The 22,031-nt window shown below is 72.2% G+C and carries 22 protein-coding genes; 18 read left to right on the top strand and 4 right to left on the bottom strand.

Annotation, left to right across the window (positions count from 1 at the left end):
- Nucleotide 1 precedes the first annotated feature (1 nt).
- The 15 genes from ACQVFL_RS00380 to ACQVFL_RS00310 are packed head-to-tail and all read left to right on the top strand — an operon-like array spanning nt 2 to nt 15,564.
- On the top strand, nt 2–220 hold the full coding sequence (locus tag ACQVFL_RS00380; RefSeq protein ID WP_396691983.1) for a ferredoxin: 219 nt from the start codon (nt 2–4) through the stop codon (nt 218–220).
- Nucleotides 217–1,989, top strand: a complete 1,773-nt coding sequence (locus tag ACQVFL_RS00375; RefSeq protein WP_431728288.1) for a fatty acyl-AMP ligase — start codon at nt 217–219, stop codon at nt 1,987–1,989. The genes ACQVFL_RS00380 and ACQVFL_RS00375 overlap by 4 nt, the downstream gene beginning before the upstream one ends.
- Nucleotides 1,986–3,590, top strand: coding sequence for an acyl-CoA dehydrogenase family protein (locus ACQVFL_RS00370; protein WP_431728287.1), 1,605 nt, complete (start codon nt 1,986–1,988; stop codon nt 3,588–3,590). Before ACQVFL_RS00375 ends, ACQVFL_RS00370 begins: the two co-directional genes overlap by 4 nt.
- A complete protein-coding gene (locus ACQVFL_RS00365; RefSeq protein ID WP_396691980.1) occupies nt 3,587–5,272 on the top strand; it encodes an acyl-CoA dehydrogenase in 1,686 nt (561 codons plus the stop codon). Before ACQVFL_RS00370 ends, ACQVFL_RS00365 begins: the two co-directional genes overlap by 4 nt.
- Nucleotides 5,273–5,319: 47 nt before the next feature.
- Complete coding sequence (locus tag ACQVFL_RS00360) at nt 5,320–5,598, top strand: acyl carrier protein (protein ID WP_396691979.1); 279 nt, start codon at nt 5,320–5,322, stop codon at nt 5,596–5,598.
- Complete coding sequence (locus ACQVFL_RS00355) at nt 5,595–6,527, top strand: 3-oxoacyl-[acyl-carrier-protein] synthase III C-terminal domain-containing protein (RefSeq protein ID WP_396691978.1); 933 nt, start codon at nt 5,595–5,597, stop codon at nt 6,525–6,527. The genes ACQVFL_RS00360 and ACQVFL_RS00355 overlap by 4 nt, the downstream gene beginning before the upstream one ends.
- Nucleotides 6,528–6,535: 8 nt before the next feature.
- Entirely contained in the window at nt 6,536–7,906 is a 1,371-nt protein-coding gene (locus ACQVFL_RS00350) for an ATP-grasp domain-containing protein (protein WP_396691977.1), read from the top strand.
- Nucleotides 7,903–9,240: a type III PLP-dependent enzyme gene (locus ACQVFL_RS00345; protein ID WP_431728286.1), complete on the top strand. Its 1,338-nt coding sequence runs from the start codon at nt 7,903–7,905 to the stop codon at nt 9,238–9,240. The genes ACQVFL_RS00350 and ACQVFL_RS00345 overlap by 4 nt, the downstream gene beginning before the upstream one ends.
- Nucleotides 9,237–9,527 (top strand): acyl carrier protein, encoded by a 291-nt coding sequence (locus ACQVFL_RS00340; RefSeq protein ID WP_396691975.1) that lies wholly within the window; start codon nt 9,237–9,239, stop codon nt 9,525–9,527. The genes ACQVFL_RS00345 and ACQVFL_RS00340 overlap by 4 nt, the downstream gene beginning before the upstream one ends.
- A 2-nt stretch (nt 9,528–9,529) precedes the next feature.
- Nucleotides 9,530–10,402 (top strand): hypothetical protein, encoded by an 873-nt coding sequence (locus ACQVFL_RS00335; protein WP_431728285.1) that lies wholly within the window; start codon nt 9,530–9,532, stop codon nt 10,400–10,402.
- Nucleotides 10,399–10,965, top strand: coding sequence for an acyl-CoA dehydrogenase family protein (locus ACQVFL_RS00330; RefSeq protein ID WP_396691973.1), 567 nt, complete (start codon nt 10,399–10,401; stop codon nt 10,963–10,965). Before ACQVFL_RS00335 ends, ACQVFL_RS00330 begins: the two co-directional genes overlap by 4 nt.
- Nucleotides 10,943–12,094 (top strand): acyl-CoA dehydrogenase family protein, encoded by a 1,152-nt coding sequence (locus ACQVFL_RS00325; protein WP_396691972.1) that lies wholly within the window; start codon nt 10,943–10,945, stop codon nt 12,092–12,094. Before ACQVFL_RS00330 ends, ACQVFL_RS00325 begins: the two co-directional genes overlap by 23 nt.
- A complete protein-coding gene (locus ACQVFL_RS00320; RefSeq protein WP_396691971.1) occupies nt 12,087–13,445 on the top strand; it encodes an MATE family efflux transporter in 1,359 nt (452 codons plus the stop codon). Before ACQVFL_RS00325 ends, ACQVFL_RS00320 begins: the two co-directional genes overlap by 8 nt.
- On the top strand, nt 13,433–14,788 hold the full coding sequence (locus tag ACQVFL_RS00315) for a condensation domain-containing protein (RefSeq protein ID WP_396691970.1): 1,356 nt from the start codon (nt 13,433–13,435) through the stop codon (nt 14,786–14,788). Before ACQVFL_RS00320 ends, ACQVFL_RS00315 begins: the two co-directional genes overlap by 13 nt.
- The gene (locus tag ACQVFL_RS00310; protein ID WP_431728284.1) at nt 14,788–15,564 is read left to right on the top strand and encodes a 4'-phosphopantetheinyl transferase family protein; all 777 of its coding nucleotides are present in this window, start codon (nt 14,788–14,790) and stop codon (nt 15,562–15,564) included. Before ACQVFL_RS00315 ends, ACQVFL_RS00310 begins: the two co-directional genes overlap by 1 nt.
- Here the strand turns inward: ACQVFL_RS00310 and ACQVFL_RS00305 are convergent.
- Nucleotides 15,496–16,149, bottom strand: a complete 654-nt coding sequence (locus ACQVFL_RS00305; protein WP_396691968.1) for a helix-turn-helix transcriptional regulator — start codon at nt 16,147–16,149, stop codon at nt 15,496–15,498. The genes ACQVFL_RS00310 and ACQVFL_RS00305 overlap by 69 nt on opposite strands.
- Nucleotides 16,150–16,392: 243 nt before the next feature.
- Here ACQVFL_RS00305 and ACQVFL_RS00300 point away from each other — a divergent pair, with 243 nt between their 5' ends.
- Nucleotides 16,393–17,304, top strand: a complete 912-nt coding sequence (locus ACQVFL_RS00300; protein ID WP_396691967.1) for a UbiA family prenyltransferase — start codon at nt 16,393–16,395, stop codon at nt 17,302–17,304.
- Between the two features lie 37 nt (nt 17,305–17,341).
- Here the strand turns inward: ACQVFL_RS00300 and ACQVFL_RS00295 are convergent, their stop codons facing one another.
- A complete protein-coding gene (locus tag ACQVFL_RS00295) occupies nt 17,342–18,016 on the bottom strand; it encodes a response regulator (protein WP_396691966.1) in 675 nt (224 codons plus the stop codon).
- A complete protein-coding gene (locus ACQVFL_RS00290) occupies nt 18,013–19,089 on the bottom strand; it encodes a sensor histidine kinase (protein ID WP_396691965.1) in 1,077 nt (358 codons plus the stop codon). Before ACQVFL_RS00290 ends, ACQVFL_RS00295 begins: the two co-directional genes overlap by 4 nt.
- Nucleotides 19,090–19,589: 500 nt before the next feature.
- Between ACQVFL_RS00290 and ACQVFL_RS00285 the strand changes: the two genes are divergently transcribed.
- Nucleotides 19,590–20,348, top strand: coding sequence for a hypothetical protein (locus tag ACQVFL_RS00285; protein WP_431728283.1), 759 nt, complete (start codon nt 19,590–19,592; stop codon nt 20,346–20,348).
- Nucleotides 20,349–20,360: 12 nt separating this feature from the next.
- Here ACQVFL_RS00285 and ACQVFL_RS00280 read toward each other — a convergent pair whose 3' ends face one another.
- The gene (locus ACQVFL_RS00280; protein ID WP_396691963.1) at nt 20,361–21,050 is read right to left on the bottom strand and encodes a TetR/AcrR family transcriptional regulator C-terminal domain-containing protein; all 690 of its coding nucleotides are present in this window, start codon (nt 21,048–21,050) and stop codon (nt 20,361–20,363) included.
- A gap of 192 nt (nt 21,051–21,242) precedes the next feature.
- Between ACQVFL_RS00280 and ACQVFL_RS00275 the strand changes: the two genes are divergently transcribed.
- Nucleotides 21,243–21,941, top strand: a complete 699-nt coding sequence (locus tag ACQVFL_RS00275) for a DUF4386 domain-containing protein (protein ID WP_431728282.1) — start codon at nt 21,243–21,245, stop codon at nt 21,939–21,941.
- The last annotated feature ends 90 nt before the right edge of the window (nt 21,942–22,031 follow it).

The raw sequence follows: 22,031 nt of genomic DNA, 5'->3' as shown, positions 1-22,031 counted from the left end.
GATGACGGTCCTGCTCACCGTCGCGGTGGAGCGCTGTCTCGGCGCGGGCCACTGCGTCCGGCTCGCGCCGGAGGTGTTCGACGAGGACGACCACGGGACGGTCGTGCTGCTGGTGGCCGAGCCGGAGCCGGATCGGGTCCCGGCCGTACGGGAGGCCGCGCAACTGTGCCCCAACCGAGCGATCTCGATTCAGACGACTCAGCAGGAGCGTGAACGGTGACCAGCTTCAGTGCCCGGATGGAGGTCAACGTCGCCCGGTTCGGCGAGCGGACCGCGTTCACCTACGTGGCCGACCCGATGCGCGACGACGCCCCGATCAACTACTCGTACGCCCAGATCCACGACGCGGCCCGTCGGGTCGGCGCGCTGCTTCAGGACCGGTTGGACGCCGGTGACCGGGCGATGCTGCTCTACCCGCCGGGTCCGCAGTTGGCCCTCGCCGTCCTCGGCTGCCTGTACTCCGGGGTGATCCCGATCGTGGTGCCGGTGCCGGACGGGCAGCAGCACCGCAGCCAGCGACTGACCGCGATCGTCCGCAACGCGCGGGCCGCCGCCCTACTCACCGAGGAACGGGTGGCCGGTGACGTGGCCGCCTGGGCGGAGGCGGCCGGGGTGGGCGACCTGCCGTGCCTAGTGACCGACGCGACCGCGCTGCCCGACGTCGGGCGGTTCCGCGCCCTGCCCGACGACCCGGACCGGATCGCCTTCCTCCAGTACACGTCCGGGTCCACCAGCCAGCCCCGGGGCGTGGTGGTGACACACGGCAACCTGGCCGACAACGCGGGGGTGTACCAGCGCATCCTCGGTGCGCCGTCGGACGCCCGGCACGGCGGCTGGCTGCCGATGCACCACGACTTCGGCCTGATCGGGCTCTTCCTCTCCCCGCTGTACGTCGGCAGCACCACCGTGCACATGCCCGCCTCGGTGTTCCTGCGACACCCGCAGAGCTGGCTGTTCCTGGTCGACCGCTTCGACGTGCAGATCTCCCCGGCACCCAACTTCGCCTACGAGATGTGCCTGAACCGGATCGCCGAGGAGAGGCTGGCCGGTCTGGACCTGTCCCGCTGGCGGGTGGCGGTCAACGGCGCCGAACCGGTCCAGGCGAGCACGTTGGCCCGCTTCCGCGACCGGTTCGCGCGCTACGGACTGCGGCCGGAGGCGATCGGCCCCGGCTACGGGCTGGCCGAGGCGACGCTGGCGGTCTCCTGCGCCGGGCAGTACCGACTCCCCCGGATCACCCGCGTCGACGCCGCGCACCTGGCCCGGGGGCGGGCCCGACCGGTCGGGCCGGAGGCCGACGAGGCGACCCGTGACCTGGTCGGCTGCGGCACGACGTCCGAGATGGACATCCGGATCGTCGACCCGGAGCGCCACGTGCTGCTCCCCGACGGCGAGGTCGGTGAGATCTGGCTGCGCGGCCCGGGTGTCGCCCGGGGCTACTGGGAGAACCCCGAGGCCACGGCCGCCGTCTTCGACGCGGGGACCGCCTGTGGCGAGCGCGGTTTCCTGCGCACCGGCGACCTCGGGGTACGCCTCGACGACGAGCTGTACATCTCCGGGCGGATCAAGGAACTGCTGATCATCCGGGGTCGCAACCTGTACCCGCAGGACCTGGAGGCCGAGGCGCGCGCGGTGCACCCCGCGCTGGCACTCGGGGTCGGTGCCGCGTTCAGCGTGCCGGTGCCCGAGGAGCAGGTGGTCCTGGTGCACGAGGTGCGGGCCGGGCGGGCGACGCCGGAGGAGTTGGCCCGGATCTCGGCGGCGGTGCGGCACCGGCTGTCCCGCGAGTTCGGGGTGGAGGCGAGCGTGCTGCTGGTCCGCCCGGGCGGGGTGTCCCGGACCACCAGCGGCAAGATCCAGCGGGTCGCGGTCCGTCGTGCCTTCCAGGAGGGCTCGCTCGTCGGCACGTACGCCGACCTCACTCCGGAGGTGCGCGCCCACCTGGACGCCGCCGACCGGGACCGGGAGCTGGCCGGGGTGGCCCGATGAGCGCCGTCACCACCTCGCCGGGCCTGCTGGACGCCGTCCTGGCCACGGCCGGGCCGTTCCGGCCGGACCGGGTCGCCGAGCTGGACCGGACCGAGACGTTCCCGACCGACGCCGTCCGGCTGCTGGACGAGCTGGGGGTGCCCGACTGGTACGTGCCGGCGCGCCTCGGCGGCGCGTTGACCGATCACGCGCAGCTCGTCGAGGTGGTCCGGACGATCGCCCGGCACGACCTGACCGCCGCGATCGCGCACGCCAAGACCTATCTGGGTGCGGTCTGCGTCTGGGTGGCCGGTGACCCGGAGCGGGCTGAGCGGCTCGGTGCGCGGATCCGGGCCGGTGCGGTGGTCTCCTGGGCACTGACCGAGCGTGGGCACGGCAGCGACCTGGTGGCCGGTGAGCTGACCGCCACCGAGTGCCCGGACGGATACCGGTTGGACGGCGAGAAGTGGCCGATCAACAACGCCACCCGGGCCGAGACGATCTGCGTGCTCGCCCGCACCTCGGCCGACGGCGGGGCACGCGGCCACAGCCTGTTCCTGGTCGACAAGGACCGGCTCACCCCGGGCAGCTTCCGGACGCTGCCGAAGGCGCGTACCCACGGCATCCGGGGCGCGGACATCAGCGGCATCTCGTTCGACGGTGCGGTGGTGTCGACGCAGGCGCTGGTCGGGCGGCCCGGCGCGGGCCTGGAGATCGTGCTCAAGGCACTCCAGTTGACCCGGGTGATGGCGGCCGGGCTCTCGCTCGGCGCGGTCGACCACGCCCGGGAGCTGACCCTGCGATACGTGCGGGAGCGGGAACTCTACGGCCGTCGGCTGATCGAACTGCCGCACGTGCGGCGCAGCTTCGGGGAGATCTCCGCCGCCGCGCTGGTGGCCGAGTCGGTGGTGCTGTTCGCCGGGCGGGCGGCCGGTGCGCTACCCGGCGAGATGAGCGTCTACTCGGCGGTGGCGAAGGCGCTGGCACCGACCCTGGTCGACGAGGCGATCGCGCGTTGCGGCGAGTTGCTCGGTGCCCGCGCGTTCCTGACCACCGTGTACGCCGACGGCGCGTTCCAGAAGCTGGAACGGGACCACCGCATCGTGGGCATCTTCGACGGCAACACCTTCGTCAACCGACACTCGCTGATCACCCAGTTCCCGCGTCTGGTGGCCGGGTGGCGGCAGCGGGTCCGGGACGTCGCCGGACTGCGCGGCGTCGAGATCGGCGCGCCCACCGACCCGGGTCGCCTGGAGCTGTTCTCCCGCGCCGGATGCAGCCTGGTGCAGAGCCTGCCGTTCCTGGTCGAACAGATCCGCGCCACGGCGCCGGAGAGCGTGCTGGGGCTCGCCGCGCACGTCCTGGACTCCGCCGAGCGGCTGCACGACGAGATGGCGGCCCTGCCGCCGCAGGGCGTGACGGCCGGGGTCGAGGCGTTCGAGCTGGCCCGACGGTACGAGTGGTGCCTGGCCGCCGCCGCCGTACTGCACCGGTGGTCCGCCGAGCCCGCCCGGCCGGAACTTGCCGCCACGTTGGCCCTGGTCGTCGGTCGCCTCGGCGGTCTCCGGCCCGATCCCGCCGCCTTCGACCGGCTCACCGACGACCTCAAGGAGCTGTCATGACGGCCCCCGCCCGGCTGGACGAGCTGGAACACCTGCTCGGCGACCCGTCCGACGACGGCAACCCGACCGGCGCCGCCGCCGCGCTGGCCGCCGACGAGAAGGACGAGGTGTTCGACACCGCCGAGCGGGCCCTCGACGCGTACTGCCTCAACGCCGAGTTCGTGCCGCGCCGCCACGGCGGGCGGTTGGCCGGGGCCGACGACCTGATCCAGGTGCTGCGCACGGTGTTCCGGCGGGACCCGTCGCTGGGCCTCGGCTACGGCGTCAGCTCGTTCATCTCGTCGGTCAACGTGTGGGCCGCCGGCTCGCCGACGCAGACCCGCTGGGTCGCCGACACGCTGCTGTCCAACCAGAAGATCGCTTCGGCGTACCACGAGCTGGCGCACGGCAACGACTTCTCCCGCGCCGAGTTCGCGGCCCGGCCGGGCACGACCGGTGGGTGGCGGTTGACCGGGCGCAAGGAGGTCGTCACCAACGTCACGCGGGCACGCGGGCTGGTGCTGCTGGCCCGTACCGACGAGCGGCCGGGCAGCCGCAGCCACTCGCAGATCCTGGTGGACAAGCAGACCGTGCCGGACGGCGCGGTGCGTGACCTGGCCCGCTACCCGAGCGTGGGGATGCGCGGTGTGCAGTTGGGCGGCATCGAGTTCACCGACTGCCCGGTGGACGACGCGGCGGTGGTGGGTCGGCCCGGTCAGGGCATCGAGACCGCGCTGCGCTCGTTCCAGCTCACCCGCACCGCGATCCCCAGCATGCTCGCCGGTGTCCTCGACTCGGGCCTGCGGTCGACCATGGACTTCGCCGCCGACCGGCACCTCTACGGGCACCGCGTCGCCGACCAGCCCGAGGTGCGGCGGCTGCTCGTCGACGCGTACCTGGATCTGCTGATCTGCGACAGCCTCGGGCTGGTCGCGGCCCGCGCGCTGCACCTGCTGCCCGGCCAGACCAGCATGTACGCCTCCGCGGTGAAGTACCTGGTCGCCAAGCGGCTGATGGACTCGATGCACCAGCTCTCCCTGGTCCTCGGGGCGCACTTCTACCTGCGTGAGGGCCGGTACGCGATCTTCCAGAAGCTGCTGCGCGACCTGGCCCCGGCCGGGTTCGGGCACGCCGCCCGCGTCGCCTGCCTGGGCACCATGCTTCCCCAGGTACCGCTGCTGGCACGGCGCGGCTGGGTGCACCCGGAGCCGGCCGACCCGGCGCTGTTCCGGATCGGCGAGGAGCTGCCCGAGCTGCCGTTCGACCGGCTGCGGGTCTCCGCCGGTGGGCTGGACGGCCTGGCCGGGTCGCTGGGCGCGGCCGTCGACCGGCTCGATGCCGGGCCGGAGCAGCAGCGGCTCCGTCTGGTGGCCGAGCAGTTCCGGGCCGAACTGCGTGACCTCGCCGAGGCGGGAGCCGCGCTGCACCCCTCGGACCTGGGCGTGGACGCCCGCGTCGAGGTGCTCGACCTGCCCGCCCGGTACGCCACCGTGCTCGCCGCCTCGGCCTGCCTGAACGTCTGGCTGGCCCGCGACGACGGCCCGGCCTGGGTCACCGCGGCACTGGACCGGCTGGCCCGCAGCCTCGGCCGTGCCGGCGACGACCGCGCCGGCCGCCACCGCGAGCCGCTCTATCAGGAACTGGCCGCCCGGCACGCGGAGCGACGCAGCTTCGACCTGTCCCGCCGGGCGTTGCCGGGGTGACCCGGGAGCCAGTCCGCACCGCCAACCATCCGAGGAAGGAAACCCACATGGCATCCAACGCCGAGGGCGCGGGCGACCTGCGTTCCTGGTTGACCCGCTGCGTCGCGGAGTACCTGCGCCGGCCCGAGGACGAGATCGACCCCAGCGTCCGCCTCGCCGAGTACGGCCTGGACTCGGTCTACGCGCTCGCCCTCTGCGGCGACATCGAGACGCACCTGGACATGCGGCTCAGCGAGACCCTGGTCTGGGACCACCCGACCATCGACGAACTGACCGCGCACCTCACCGAGCTGATCGCCGAGCAGCAGCCCGCGGGTGCCCGGTGACGACCATCGAGGCGGTCTCCGCCCATCTCCCGTCGACGGTCGTACCGATCGAGGAGATCGGTGCCCGACTGGCGATGGACCCGAAGCAGGTGGCGACGTTCCGCCGCTTCTACGGCCTGTCCGAGGTGCGCTACGACCCGGACGGCGACCTGGCCCAGATGATGATCAACGCGGCCGGCAAGCTGACCGCGCTGACCGGACGCGAGAGCCAGGTCAGGTACGTGCTCCAGGCCCGCACCCTGCAGACCGTGGCGCCGTACCCGGAGAACCCGCTGCACCAGGTCCGCACCGCGCTCGGTCTGGAGCACGCGGTGTCGTTCGCGGTCACCCAGCACGCCTGCGCGTCGGGGCTGCTCGCCGTGCACCTCGCCGGTGAACTGCTGGCCGCCGACGGTGACCCGGACGCGTTGGCCCTGGTCTTCGCCGGGGAGAAGGCGTTCACTCCCACCGCGCAGCTCATCCCGAACACCACCTTCATGGGCGAGGGCTCGGCCGCCGTCCTGGTCGGCCTCGGCGGCGGCCACGACCGGCTGCTGGGCTACGCCACCCGGACGTACGGGCAGTTCAACGCCGGGCTGCGGATGGACGCCGCACGGGCCGCCGAGTTCGAGGCGATCTATCAGGACGGTCTCGCCGAGGTGGTCCTGGCGGCGGTGGAGAAGGCCGGTGTCGCCCTCTCCGACGTGGACCTGATCCTGCCGCACAACGTGAACCGGCTCTCCTGGGTCCGGCTGTGCAAGCAGCTCGGCTACCCGGTGGACCGGGTGCTGCTGGACAACGTCGCCTCGACCGGCCACTGCTTCTGCGCCGACTCCTTCATCAACTACCAGACGGCCCTGGAACTGGAGCGGCTCGCGCCGGGCGACCGCTACCTGATGGTCGCCGTCGGACTCGGCGCGACCTTCTCCGCCATGGTCTTCGAGCACTAGGAGGCATGATGACCACACCGTTCATACCCCGGCTCAAGACCGCGGTGACCGGCGGCCCGGACGCGCGTTTCGTCTTCCTCGGCAACTTCGAGGTGGAGGACGTGTGGGGCGAGGACGAGCCGGGCCTGCCCCGGATGGCGTTCGGCACCGGCAGCGCGGTGGTGAACCGGATGGACGAGTTCGCGCTGCTGCTCGCCGGTCCGGGTGACCGGGTGCTGCTCAAGGCCGCCCCCGATCCCGACTACCTGGCTTTCCTCACCGGCCTGGGCGTCGAGCTGCCGGAGATCCACACCGTCTCGGCGCAGAACCCGCAGCACACCGTCAGCCAGGACGTACTCGCCGACGAGGAGCTGCTGGGCCGGATGGCGCAGTGGGCGGAGCAGGGCGCGTACCTGTCGGTGCACGGCGTCTCGGTGCTGGAGGAGGAGATCGCCGCCCGCACCGGCGTCCGGATCGCCGGCAGCTCCGCGCAGACCTGCAAGGCGGTCAACAGCAAGGTCTACAGCCGCCAGGTCGCCGACGAGGTGGGCCTGCGGCAGCCGGCCGGTCGGGGCTGCGTCACGATCGCCGAGTGGTCGGCGGCGGTCGCCTGGGCCACGGAGGCACTGGCCGCCGGCCGCCGGGTGGTGGTCAAGGACGCGTACGGGGTCTCCGGCAAGGGCATCGTCGTGGTCGACGACCCGCGTCGGCTGGACCAGATGGACCGGATGGTGAGCCGCAAGGCGCGCACCACCGGCTCCGACCGGGTCGCCCTGGTGGTGGAGGAGTTCGTGGCCAAGCGGGCCGACCTCAACTACCAGATGACCGTGGGGCGCGACGGCGACGTCCGGTTCGACTTCGTCAAGGAGGCGATCACCGAGTCCGGCGTGCACAAGGGACACCGCATCCCGGCCCGGCTGGACGCGCGCCAGGAGGCGGAGATCCGGGAGGCGGCCCGGCTGCTCGGCGAGCGGCTGCACGCCGACGGCTACGTCGGGGTGGTCGGCGTGGACGCGATGGTCGGCGACGACGAGCGCCTCTTCCCGGTCACCGAGATCAACGCCCGCAACAACATGTCCACCTACCAGCTCCCGTTGCAGGAGCGCTTCGTTCCCGCCGGTTGGGTGGCACTGGCCCGGCAGTACCCGCTGCGGCTGCCCGAGCCGCTGCCGTTCAAGCGGCTGGACCGGGCGCTCGGCGACGTCCTGCTCACCCGGGCCGGCGAGGAGGGCGTCCTGGTGAACAACTTCGCCACGGTCAACGCCGCGGCCGGTGGCGACGGCGGCTTCGACGGCCGGCTCTACGCGCTGGTCATCGCCCCGACCGAGGAGCGGGTCCGCCAGCTCGACGAACACGTGGCCGGCGTGGTCGCCGGCCTGACCGAAAGGACCGGATCATGACCGCCGAGCACGACGTGCAGGGCATCGGCATCACCGAGTTGGCCGAGCGTTTCGGCACGCCGATGTTCGTCTACGACGGCGAGCAGTTGCGGCGGCAGTACCAGGGCCTGCGGGACCGGCTGCACCCCGCCGTGGACATGTTCTTCTCGCTGAAGGCCAACCCCAACCTGTCGGTCTGCGCGGTGCTGCACGGCTACGGCGCGTGCGCCGAGGTGTCGTCGCTGACCGAGCTGATCACCGCGCGGCGGGCCGGGGTGGCACCCCGGGACATCATCTTCCTCGGGCCCGGCAAGAGCCGCGACGAGCTGGCAGCATGCCTGCGCGAGCAGGTGTACGCGGTGGTCGTCGAGTCCTTCGGCGAGCTGGAACTGCTCAACGAGGTGGCCGCCGAGCACGACGTCGTGGCGCCGGTCGCGCTCCGGGTCAACCCGGAGTTCGCGGTCAAGGGCGGCGGGCTGACCATGGGCGGCAAGCCCCGACAGTTCGGCATCGACGAGGCGCAGCTCATCGCCGCGCCCGACCTGGGCGCGTTCCCCCACGTCCGGGTGATGGGCGTGCACGCCTACCTGGGCACGCGGATCCTCAGCGAGGAGGTCATCGCCGAGAACACCGCGCGGATCCTGGACCTCGCCGAGCGGCTCGCGCATCGGCACGGCTTCCCGCTGGAGATGGTCGACATCGGCGGCGGGCTGGGCGTGGCGTACTTCGAGGGTGAGACCGACCTCGACCCGGCCCTGGTGGCCGAGCGGGTCAACCCGGTGGTCGAGGCGTTCCGCGACCGGCATCCGGACACCCGCGTGATCATGGAGTTGGGGCGGTACCTGACCGCGCCCGCCGGCGTCTACGTGGTGGGCGTCCGCTACGTCAAGGAGTCGATGGGCCAGCGCTTCGCCGTCGCCGACGGTGGCACCAACCACCACATGGCGGCCGTCGGCACCGGCTCCTTCGTCAAGCGCAACTACCCGATGGTCCTGCTCAACCGTCCGGCCGAGCCGGCCGTGGCGGAGTGGCAGGTGACCGGCCCGCTCTGCACGCCCAACGACACCATCGGCAAGAACGTGCCGCTGCCGACGGTCCGTCCCGGCGACCTGATCGGGGTGCTGCGCTCCGGCGCGTACGGGCCGACCGCCTCCCCCGTGCACTTCCTCAGCCACGGCTATCCCGCCGAGGTGCTGGTCCACGAGGGACACGCCTACCTGGTCCGGCACCGGGACGACCCGGAGGACCTGCTCAGCCGACAGCCGACGCACGACGAGCTGGCCGCACCGGCCCGGCTCGTGTCGACCGTCACCAGCAACGGACACCCCTCGAACGAAAGGATTCGTGTGTCATGACCGAGACGATTGTGCAGGGGCAGCCCCAGGCGCCGGTGGTGGACGAGGCCGTGGTGGCCAGCGTCCGTACCGCGCTCGCCGCCGTCCTCAAGCGGGACGCGGCGACCATCACCCCGGACACCCGGCTCTTCGACGACCTCGGGCTGGACTCGACCAGCGTGCTGGAGCTGCTGCTCGAACTGGAGAACGAGCTGGGCGCCGAGTTCGACCCGGACGACCTGGAGCAGCGGCACTTCGAGAGCGTCACCACCCTCTCCGAGTACGTCAACGAGCACGTGAGCCGCTGACCGTGTTCACCACAGTCGCACCACGGCTCGCCGCCGACCGGACCGGCCTCCTGCGGGAGCTGCCGGTCCGGTCGGCGGCGTCCGCCGCCCGTACCTTCCGCGGCAACGGGCCGATCGAGGACGACGGCCTGGACCGCTACCTCGCCGACATGGTGGGCGCCTACGGTCGCTCCTACGACCCGGAGTTCCTCGCCCGGGCCCAGGTCACCTCGTACACCACGATGGCCTCGACGGTGGTGGCCGAGCTGACTCCGGGCGTGGACGCGCTGGGGCGGATCGTCCTCGCGTTCGCCACCCCGGACATCGACTCCCGGGCCTCGGCCGGGTGCTACCTGGTCGAGGCGGCACCCGGCCGCCCGACCGTGTTCTGCGTCAGCGACCAGGGCGTCACCGCTCCGTTCACCGCACTGCGGCTGGCCGCCGACCACCTGCGCGACGCGGCAGCCGACGCCCGTACCGCACTGGTCGTCCTCGACCAGCGCAACCTCCCGTGGGAGGTGGCGGCGACCGAACGGGTACCGGCCGAGGACGTCGCGGTGGCGTACGCCCTCCGGCCGACCGCGCCCGGCGAGGCCGGGGTGCTGCTCGCTCAGCGCACCGGGGTCGACCCGACGGCGGCAGCGGCGCTGCTGGTCGACCTCCTGGACGAGATCCGGGCCTACGACGAGCGACCGTTCGCGCTGGTGGCCGGGTACGACGTGCCGGTCACCGCCGAGGCCGCGCGGCGGGCCGAGCGGGTGCACCGGGTCGCACCGGGCGCGCTCTGCACCGGCATCTGGACCACCGCCCGGCGTCTGACCGGCCGGACCGTGCTGGTCGAGTACGACCCGGTGCTGCGCTACCTCAACGTGCTCGCCTGGGACCCGACGTGGTGACCGCGCAGACGGTGGTCACGCCGGCCGACTGCCGGACGATCGCCCGGCGGGACGGACTGGTGGCGGGCTGGACGGCGCTGGTGACCGCGACCGGCGCACCGGAGACGGTGCACGGGCCGCGCGGACACGGGCTGTGCCCGCCCGGGTGGCAGCCCCGGTCCGGCGGGATGGACGACCGACCCGCCGGGTGGGTGCTCGGCCTGACCTGGATGCGGCTCGGCGTCTCGCAGTGGCTGCTCGACCAGGCCAGGGAGTACCTGACCGGCCGGACCTCCGGTGGCGTGCCACTGATCCAGCAGCAACTGGTCCAGGGCAGCCTCGCCGAGATCGTCACCGAGCAGCAGGGCGTCGCCGCGGTCCTCGACGCGCTGGAGCACGACCCGGACCCGTCCCTCGCCGCGTACCTGCACCGGCAGCTCACCGACGCCGACCGCGCGTCGCTGCGGCTGCTCGGTGCCGGCGGCTTCCTCACCGACGGGCCGGGCGGGATCGCGCACCTGTCCGAACTGCTGGCCGACGCGTACCTCGACGGAGTTGACCATGGCGATCATCGAGCCGGATGACCGGCTGCGCGTGCTGCGCGAGCACGCCCGGGAGTGGGCCGCCGAGCTGCGGCCGTACGCCTTCGAGCTGGAACGCGACCCGGACACCGTCTACCGGCACCTGGACCTGCCCGCGGTGAACTACGTGGGCAAGACGATGATCCCCGCGCACCTGCAACCGGACCCGATGCGGATCGGCAGGTACACGTACTACGGCAGCACCGCCGTGGAGCGGGTGGTCGCCGCCGAGGAGATCGCCTTCGGCGACGCCGGGATGTTCCTCGCCTCGCCGGGCGCCTCGCTCTCCGGCGTCCTGGTCGGGATGCTCGGCGACGAGGCCCAACAGGAGTGGTACTTCGAGCGGGTGCGGTCGCGTCCCACCTGGACGTTCTTCGCCCTGACCGAACCGGCGCGCGGCTCGGACGCGATGTCGCTGAGCACGCGGCTCCGCAGGGCGTCGGACGGGTCGGCGACCCTGCACGGCGAGAAGCGGTACGTCGGCAACGCGACCCGCGCCGAGGTGGGCACGGTCTTCGCGCGTACCGGCTCGGGGCCGCTCGGGGTGGTCGCGGTGCTGGTGGAGACGTCGGCCCCCGGCTACCACGCCCAGGCGCTGGACACCGTCGGTCTACGCGGCGCGCAGATCAGCGCGATCCGCCTCGACGGCGTACCGGTGGCACCCGGCCGGGTGCTCGGCGCCCACCTGCCGGCCTCGGCACGCGGGATGTGGAGTGCGCTGCGGACGTTCAACCTGCTGCGCCCCGGGGTGGCCGCCATCGCGTTGGGGATCGCCCGAGCGGCCATCGAGTATGCTCGATCGCAGTCCGGACGGGGTCGGGACGAGCTGGACCGGCTGGGTCATCGCGTGCACACCACACGCCGACTGATCCTGCGCGCCGCCCACGAGGTGGACCGGGACGCCCGCAACGGCTACTACGCCTCGGCCGCCAAGGCGCAGGCCGCCCAGCTCGCCGAGGAGGCCACCCAGCAGGCGTTGCGGATCCTCGGCCCGGGTTCCCGGTTCGAGCATCCCTGGCTGGACAAGCTGGCCCGCGACGCTCGGGGGGTCGAGTTCATGGAGGGCACCCGCAACATGCAGCGGCTCACCGTGTGTCACGCACTGACCAAGGGCAGGTTCGACGATGACTGAGTACCGCCGCCAGGTGCTGCGCCAGGCCTCGCCGATGGTTCTCGGCGACCTGGTGGGCGTGCTGGTCCCGCTCGTGGTGGTCGCCCTGATGAGCCGGATGGGCGACGACGCGCTCTACATCCGCTCGCTGTTCACCCCGATCATGTTCGTGATCATCGCCCTGCACGCCGGGCTCGCCGTACCGAACCAGGTCGCCTCGGCGCTCAGCGGTGACGACGCCGACAGCCGCATCCGGGCGCTGGCCGGGTTCGCCCGGATCGGTGCCGTGGCGTCGGTCGTGGTGTTGCTGCTGCTCGGTCTCGCCGCACCCGGGATGGGCCGGTTGTTCGGGGTCGACCCGGTGGCGCAGAGCGACTTCGTGTGGTTCGTCCGGTGGGTCTGTCTGGCCGCGCTGCTCGGGCTCGGGTCGGTGCTCTGCGGGGCCACCCTGCGCGGTGCCGGACGTCCCCGGGAGGGCGCCGCGGTGCTGCTCGCCGCCGCCGCCGTGGAGATCGTCGGCGTGGCCGCGCTCGGCCTGCCCGGCGGTCTGGGCCTGGGCCTGTGGTCGGTGCCGATCGCCATCGCCGCGTCCGGCGTGGTCGGCAGCGCGCTCGGCGGCTACCTGCTGTGGCGTACCCGGGTGTGGCAGCCCGGCGCGTCCCTGACGTGGCGACCCGACCTGCTCGGCCTGCTGGCCGGCGTGGGCCTGCCGGTCTTCGCCTCGTACGTGGCGATCTTCGCCAGCAACTTCGCGCTGACCTGGGTGGTGAGCGCCTTCGGCGCGACCGTGGTCTCCGGCTTCGCGGTGGCGTACGTGGTGCAGAGCGTGGTGATCGTCGCCGGGGTGGCGATCGGTGCAGCCACCGCGATCGTCGCCAACCAGTACCGGGGTGCCGGGGAGAGCCACCGGATGCCCGGCGTGCTGCGCGCCGGCCTCCAGGTGACCGCCGCGTTCTACGTGGTCTGCGCCCTGCTGGTCTGGACCGGCCGGGACTGGCTGGCCCGGGTGACCGCCGCCGATCCGGCGGTGGCCACCGAGGCGTCCCGCTACCTCGGCATCGTCGCGCCCACCTTCGTGCTGATGGGGCTGGTCCTCGCCGCGCTCACGGTGTTGGAGCAGGTCGGCGGCGGGCCGCTCGCGATCGCCCTGAACGTCGTCTACTTCGGCGGCATCGTGGCGGTCGGCGGCTACCTGGCCCGGTCCGCCGGTGGACCCGAGCCGCTGTACTGGACGATCGCGATCGCCAACCTGCTCGGCATCGCCGCCGTCTTCGCCACCGTCGTCTTCGTCCGTCGGCGAGCGGGCACCGCGACCACGAAAACCACCGACCACGACCAGGCAGCGAAGGAGGCGGCGGCATGGCGCGAATGACCCGGCAGGCGGTACGCATCGACGGCGAGCGGGGCGTGCTCGCCCCCGCCACCCTGGGACAGCGCAGCATCTGGGTGGACATCGACCGGCAGATGCCGGACACCTCCTTCTACAACTCGACGGTCTTCACCCCGGTGCCCGAGGGGGTGGACCTGCCGGGTGTGCTCACCGCGCTGGGTGCCCTGGTCCGCCGACACGAGGCGCTGCGCACCCTGTTCCACCGGGACCCGGACGGGAACCTGATGCAGCAGGTGACGGCCGCCGGTGAGCTGCCGGTGGAGATCTGCGAGGCCACCGCCGAGGACCCCGATCCACGGGCGCTCGTCGACGACCTGGAGGCACGGGTCCGGGGGCACCGGTTCGACCACACCACCGAGTGGCCGATCCGGCCCGCCGTCGGTGTCCTGGACGGCGCGCCCCGGGTGGTCATCACCTGTGTGTCGCACGCGGCCACCGACTACCTGGGCACCCGGGTGATCGGCAGCGAACTGGCCCGGCTGCTGGTCGGCGAGGAGCTGCCACCGCCCGCGATGCAGCCGGTCGAGTTGGCGGAGTTCGAGCGGAGCGAGCCGGGACGGCGGGTCCAGGAACGCTCGCTGGCCTACTGGCGGGAGCAACTGGCGAGCGCCCCGTCGGCGATCTTCCCGCCCCGCGAGCCGGAGGACCCCCGGTACGCCGTCGTCACGCTCGACTCCAGCGCGGTCAAGCTGGCCCTGGAGGCCCTCGCCACCCGCTACGCCACCGGCAGCTCGGTCGTGCTGCTCACGGCCACCGCGAAGGTTCTCGGCCGACGTACCGGTCACGGCCGGGTGCCGATGACCCTGATCGCCGGCAACCGGCACCGGGCGGAACTGCGGGGCTACGTCGGCAACCTGGTGCAGGACGTGCCGGCCACGGTCGACGTCTCCGCCGAGGACTTCGCCGTGCTGGTCAAGAGCTGCTGGGGTACGGCCGTGAAGGCGTACCGGAGCGGGATCAGCGACCGGCAGGAGATCAGCGCGCTGCGCGGCACGCTGGCCGCGACGGCCGATCCGTCCTGCTACTTCAACGACCTGCGACAGGCCGGGCCGGACACGGGCCGGACCGAGGAGGTGACCGCCGAACGGCTGCGTGGCGCGCAGGCGACCAGCCGACTCACCTTCCGTCCCGGGTACGAGACGGACGAGTTGACCTTCTTCCTCAAGGTGATCGAGGACGGGCCGGACCGGCTGGAGTTGACCGTACGCGCCGACACCACCCGCCTCGGCCGCGACGACGCCGCCGGGATCCTGCGGGAGATCGAGGAGTTGCTGGTGGCGGAGGCGGCGCAGGAACGGGTCCTGGCGGCGACCGGGACACCGTGATGCGTCTCGACGGAATCGTCCACGTCTGGCGGATACCGCTGGGCCGTCCACTCGTCGGTGATCCCGATCCGGCCCACCTGCTGGACCCGCACGAGCGTCGCCGGGCCGACCGGCTCGGCGACGCTCGGCTGCGCCGCCGCTACATCCGCGCGCACGCCACCAGCCGGTTGATCCTCGGCGGGTATCTCGGCGTACCGCCGGAGGAGGTGGTCTGGCACCGGGGTCGGCACGGCAAGCCGGCACTGCTTGGACGGCCGGAGACGAAGGCCAACCTGACGCACTCGGCCGACCTTGCCCTGTTGGCGGTCACCAGCGGACGGGAGGTCGGGGTCGACGTGGAGCGACTGGCCCGGCCCGACCCGCACGGCACGCCGGCGCCGGTGGACCGGCTGGCGACGCGGTTCTACCCGCCCGGCGAGGCGTCCCGCGTCGGCCGGGCGCGCGGTCCGGCCCGGGACTGGTGGTACCTGCGCTACTGGACCCGCAAGGAGGCCTGCGTGAAGGCCAGCGGTGGGCGGCTGGTGCAGGGACTGCGGGTAGGGGTCGCCGGCTCGCAGCCGTACGGTCGTGGCCTGCGCTGCCGGGGTGCGGCGGGCCTGCCCGGTCCGTGGGTGGTGCGGGATCTCCCGCTCGGCGACGGGCACCTGGCCTCGGTCGCGTTGACCGGGACCGCCGACTACCGGGTGGTGGTGCGGACCTGGCCCGGGCTACGCCGGTTCGGCCTGGATGAGCCGTTCCCGCAGGGCGATCGCCACCGCGAGGGTGCGGTTCGGTGAGTCCAGCTTGGTCATGATGCTGCCCACCAGACGCTTGGCGCCGTGTTCCGAGACACCGAGCCGACGGCCGATCTGTCGGTTGCTGAGCCCCTCGGCGAGCAGCGCCAACGTCTCCCGCTCACGGGCGGTGAGCACCGGAGCCCGGCCGCGTTCCCGCTGCGTCCGACCGGTGGCCAACCCGAGCAGGTGCCGGCTCAGGTCCGCCGGCACCACCAGTTGGCCGTCGGCCACCTGCACCAGTGCGCGGTGCAGGGACTCCGGCGTCAGGTCAGCGGCCAGGAGGTAGCCGTCCGGCGTCAGCCATCGCACGACGTCCACCTGGTCCGGCTCGTCGAGCAGCACGAGAAGCTTGTGCTGCCGCCCGTCGTCGTGCCTCCGGAGCGGGTCGGGGCGGCTGAGCGCCCGGGGCGAGGCGATGACCACGTCCGCCCCGTCCGACCCGGCCCGCAACCGCACCTGCGGCACCTGCTGGACCACGGCCGACACCCCCCGCCGGGTCACCTCGTTGTCGACCACCACGGCGATCGTCAGGTCGTCGGCCGGCGGTGCCGGTCGATACCCGGCGGACATCACCGGCCAGATCATCTTCTGCACCATTTCCCCCGGTCTCGCTTCCGCTCGTCGAAACAGCGTCGCAGGGCCACCATAAACATGCGGCATTGGCCGCAGTAGTGGTAGCTACGGAGGTGGTGCGTCGGTCGCGCGAAGGTGGCAGACGGTCTACCACCAAAGTAGTAGACACGACTGCCGTCGTCGGTGGAGCCAAATTGCCACCCGACTGATCGAGAATAGAGGCATCAATGCCGTGTCGCTATTCGAGGGGCGCCGATGTCTATTCAGTCGATTGCGGATCCGCTCTCGGGCGGTTCGCTGTCCCGGGTCGTCGGCCTCTCATTCTCGGAGAGCCGTCCGGTGGTGCAGGCCGTCTTCCAGCTCCGCTTCCTGACCGGCGCACTGCTGGCCGCACCGCCATTTCATCCGACCGCGGTACGGGACCTGACAGTGGGCGCACTGGCCTGGCTCTGCGCCACCTGGCAGGTGTATCTGCTCAACGGTCTCTGCGACCGCACCGAGGACCGACACAACGGCTCGGGCCGACCGCTCGCCACCGGCGCGCTGTCCGCCACCTCCGCCGGTGGGGCGGCGGCCGTCCTCAGCGTCCTCGCGATGACCCTCGGCCTGCTGGTCTCCCCCGGCTTCACCGTCCTGGTGGCGGCCATGCTGGCGCTCGGCTGGCTCTACTCGGCGGCGCCCCGACCGCAGAAGGCCAACCTGCCCGGCTTCGTCGGCGTGGTGGTGGGCGGCGGCCTGGCCACCTATCTGGCGGGCTGGCACGCGGCCGGCGGCGGCGTGCCGGACCCACGAGCGGTGACGGTGGCCGTGGCGCTGTCGTTCTGGATGGGCCTGGTGGGCATGACCAAGGACCTGCCGGACGTGGCCGGCGACCGGCTGGCCGGTCGGCACACCCTGCCGATCGTGCTGCCCGAACGTGTCGCGCGTCGACTGCTCGCCGCCGGCGCGCTGCTCGTCGCGGCGGGGCTGGCCACGGTCGCCGTCGCCGAGCCGACCCTGGTGCCGGCGGCCGGACTGCTGCTGGCCGGTGCGGTGGTGCTGGGCGTCTGCGTCCTGACCGGGTTGAGCCAGGGCGACCGCAGCCGCCGACGCCGCCCCTACCGCGCCTTCATGGTCACCCAGTACGCGGTGCACCTGACGGTGATCGCCCAGTGCCTCGCGGTCTGAGTGACCGCCCGCCGGTCCTGTCGCTGGCGGCTGCGGGTCAGCGGGAGAGCCGCTGCCCGTCGGAGATGATCCGGCGGGCGACCGCCTTGCGGATCGCGTCCACCCGGGACACGGCGTTGAGTTTGGCGTACGCGTTGGTGAGATGCCGTTTCACGGTGGCCTCGGTGATGAGCAGCCGGGAGGCGATCTGCTGGTTGCTCAGCGCACTCGCGGCGAGGACCAGGACCTCCCGTTCACGCTGGGTCAGCGCGGTGCCCGGCCCGCCCGAGCCGGGCGGCCGGCGGTCCAGTTGCTCGACCGTGCCGCGCGAGACCGCCAGCAGGACGTTCGCCGACGGCCCGCGCACCGACCGGACCGCCGCCAGCAACTCGTCGCGCAGGATCGTCTTCAACAGGTACGCGCTGGCGCCCGCCTCCAGCACCTCACGGACCAACTCGGCGTCGTCGTGCATGGTGAGCACGATGATCTGCACCTCGCGACGCTGGTGCAGCACCTGCCGGATGGTCTCGGTGACACCCGCTCCGGGCATCTCCACGTCGAGCAGCAGCACGTCCGGCTGGTGGGCGACGACCAGCTCGACCGCCTCCGGGCCGCTGCCGCCCTCGCCGACGATCTGGATGCCCGGATCGGTGCCGAGCACCTCCTTGAGGCCCTCGCGGAACAGGTTGTGGTCGTCCACCACCACCACGCGGATGATGCCCGACGTGCTCATCCTTCGGGGCCGTAGAGCGGCACCTCGACCGCGACAACCGTGCCGCTGCCGGGTGCCGAGGTGATGGTGAACCGGCCGTTGAGCAGGTCGGCGCGCTCGGCCATGGACCGTAGCCCGAAACCGGCGGTCTGCGCGTCGATCAGGTCGAAGCCGCGACCGTCGTCGACCACCTCGGCGTTGATCGCGTCCTCGGTGGCGACGATCGTGATGCGCAGCTCGGTGGCCTCGCCGTGCCGTACCGCGTTGCGCGCGGCCTCGCGCAGGATGAGGTACAACTCCTCACCGACCTCCCGGGGCATGACCTTGACGTCACCGGTGACGGTCAGCCCGGTGCGGATGGTGGCCGGCACGCTGGACGAGAGGTAGCCCCGCAGGGCCGGCTCGATGCCGTCCGCGCCGAACGAGCGGCGCAGCTCGGCGGTCAACTCCTGCACGGTCTGCAGCGCCTCCCGCATCTCGTGCATCGCGGCGCCGACCTTGGCGTCGGCCCGCGGCCGGTCGTGCGCGCCGTAGTGCCGGGACAGGTCGAGGTGTTGTAACGAGAGGCCGATCGAGTGGCCGAGCCGGTCGTGCAGGTCACGGGCGATCCGGCGACGCTCCTCGCGGCGCGACGCCTGCAACTTCTCGATCAGGTAGTTCACGTACGCCAACGAGGAGAGCGACACCCGTCGGGCGATGGCGTCGTGCAGGGCGAGGGCGACGGCAGCGACCCGGGCCGGGTCGGTGATGACGTGACGCCGCAGGATGATCGGCAGCGCGACCTCGAAGAGCAGCGCGGCGGCCCGCAGCGACTCGATCGGATGGATGTTGCGCAACGCGCGGTCCACCCCGATCTCGGTGGGCAGCAACGCATGATCGACGACTTCGTCGATCTCGGCGGGCGGGTCGACGATCGGCGCCGGAAGGTCGAACTGCTCCACCACGTCGGCGACGATCGCGTGGACGTTGCGCCGCAACTGACCGAGCACCGGAGCATTACGGGTCAGTGCGATCGAAGCGGACTCCAGACGCCGATGATGCTCGCGAAAGATCTCTTCGGCCAGTCCGTCGTGCGTACCTGTCTGAAAGCCCACGTGCTATCCCTGTATTCGATTCCACCGATTAGGCCCACTGATATTCCTACTGCCGTGTCCCCGTGCGTGGATCCGATTTCGGGCTTGTTTCATGGGAGCGCTCCCGAGGCGTTCACTCTAACAGGAGACATGGATCACAGCAAGCAAGGTGCGCCCTTACCGGCATGGTCGACGCGCGCCGAGTGGCCGCCCGGGCACGGTCGACCGCCGTCTACAGCAGGCAGGACCGTCGATTTCCGATCGACCACCGTGGCGGCGATAAGACCGTTTTAAGCCGACCGGTTGGCAGATATTGGGAAACCGAGGTGTGCGACCCGAGAAGTGATCGATCAAATTGACGACCGGCTTACGTCGAACGGCGGCAGACAATTGACCGAAAGGTGGAGCCGCGTGCCCGACGATCCCGGCGACGGCCGCCATTCGTCCCCTATGGACGACGAGTTCCACCGCGCGGCGCGCCGAGTCGACGGACTGTCGCAGGGGTACGCCATGCTGCGGCCATGAACTCGTCGCCGCAGTGGCTCAGCCGCTACCGCAGGGGCCAACGGGAGCAGGTCTGGCACGAGCTGCACCAGTGGGGCAGCAGGATCCGGCTCCGCCCCGAGCTGGCCGAGGAGGCGCAGTCCGTCTGCGACGAGATGGCCCACCGGGCCCGGCAGAACGTCGAGGTGCTGGTGGCGCGGCTGACCGCAGCCGGCTACCGGTTCCACGAGAACGACGACGAGGAGACGCCGGTGACGCGCCCGCACGTCCCGCCGACCACACAGGCCGACGCGCACGCCGACTGGCTCCGGGACCGGTTCGAGGCGGTGCCGATGACGGTGTGCTCCTGGGTCCGGCTGGTGGGCGACGTGTGGCTGGTCGGCACGCATCCGGAGTGGGCCGCCTCGGCGTCGGCCGACCCGCTGGTGATCGAGCTGGAGGGGTCCCGCCACCCCGACGGATCGTCCCTGCGCGAGTACTACGACGAGGAGTGGGCGCAGTGGCAGGAGGAGCAGGACACCGACGAGGAGTCCGGGGTGTTCGTGCTCCCGGTCGCGCCGGACCGACTGCACAAGGAGAACACCAGCGGCGGCGAGCCGTACGGCTTCGTGCTGCCCGACGGGGCCACGGACGGCCTGTTCGCCGGTGAGACGATCACCTCCTTCGTCGGCTACCTGAACCACGTCTTCGGCAGCGGCGGCTTTCCCTGGCCCACCGGGTCGGAGAGCGAGTGGCAGGTCAAGAGCGGCCTGGCCGAGGACCTCCTGCCGCTCTGACCGCTGCGGGCGTCACCCCCGGGCTCGTTCGAGGCCGCCGAAGAGCAGGTCGAGGGTGAACTCGAACTCGGTCTGCGAGTCGCACCAGCCGAGCGTGGGATCGTCCGCCTCGTGCACCTCGGCGGCCACCATCGCCGTCAGGTGGGGCAGCTTCTCGGCCATCGCGGCCAGCTCCGCCTCGGCGACCTCGACATCGGTCGCCCCACCGGCCGCGGCCGGGCGGAACACCTCCTGGGCGAAGCCGAGCGCGAGACTGCCGAACGCGTGCAGGGCACGGTGGGCGATGCGATAGGAGAAACCGCCGTCGCGCAACGTGGCGATGATCTGGTCGTAGTAGGCGTACACACCGGGCGGCACGGTCGGGCGGGAGCCGAGTAGGCCGGGTGCCCACGGGTGGCGCAGCATCACCGCGCGGGCGGCGAGGAAGCGCTGTCGCAGACGCGTACGCCAGTCGTCGCCGGCCACCGTCGCGTCGGCCGCCTCCGCCGCGGCCTCGATCTCGGCGATGACCGCCTCTACCAGGCCGTCGAGCAGCCCCTCCTTGCCCGGCAGGTGGTAATAGAGCGACATCGCCTCGACGCCGAGCCCGGCGGCCAGACGGCGCATGGTCAGCGCGGCCAGCCCCTCCGCGTCCACCAGCGCGATCGCCGCGGCGAGGGCCCGCTCCCGACTCAGCGGCTCCCGAGGTCTTCTCGCTCCCATCCGGCCCCCATCTTCCCTTTACCTTACATCGTATGGTTGCCTTACGTCGTAAGACACCGTGTTCCCGACCCGGCACCGCTTGCCCGATCCGACACCGCCCTTCCTCACCCGGCACCGCCTTGCCGACCCGACATGGCCTTGCCGACCCGACACCGGCCGCGCCGCCGACGCGCACCCCGAAGGAGCCTTCCCATGCACCCGTTGATCCGCACCGCCCGCGCGACCGGGTTGTTCTACCTCAGCCTCGCCATCGCCGGCGCACTGGGTTTCCTCACCATCCGGCCCCGGATCCTCGCCGCCGGTGATCCCGACGCCACCCTGGCCCACCTGGCCGGCAACGAGTCCCTCGCCCGCGTCGGCATCGCTCTCGAACTGCTCGTGGTGCTCGCCCAGACGTGCACCGCCGTCTGGTTCTACCGCCTGTTCCGCGCCGTCGACGCCACCACCGCCGGCAGCATCGCCGTGTTCGGCATGGTCAACGCCGTCGCGATCCTGGGCAGCGCGGCGTTGCTCGCGACCGCCGTCCAGGTGGCCACCGACCCGTTCGGCGACGCCGCCTCCACCGTGCAACTGCTGTACCTGATCAGCGGTGACCTCTGGACGGTCGGCGGAATCTTCTTCGGCCTCTGGCTGATCCCGATGGGCTGGTGCGTGCTCCGGTCCGGCTGGCTGCCCCGCGCCCTCGGCTGGACCCTCGTCGTCGGCGGCCTCGGCTACGTGCTCAACACGTTCGTCACCTACCTCGTACCCGATGCCGGGATCCTCGCCGACCTGCTCGTCGTCCCGGCGACCGTGGGCGAGTTCTGGATCCTCGGCTACCTGATCGTCCGGGGCGTACGACGGTCGGCGCTGACCGAACCGGCGCGGGCCACCGCCGCGACGGCCGCCTGAACGCCGCTGACACCGCGACCACCGTCGCCGAGACACGGCAGCGGGACACGACGGCGCGCCGATGCGCGGACCGGCCGGGCCGTCGTGTCG

The sequence above is a fragment of the Verrucosispora sp. TAA-831 genome, from assembly GCF_050780145.1.
GTDB lineage: Bacteria > Actinomycetota > Actinomycetes > Mycobacteriales > Micromonosporaceae > Micromonospora.
Note: the sequence above shows the minus strand (reverse complement) of the source record. Positions and strands in the feature narration are given on the sequence as shown.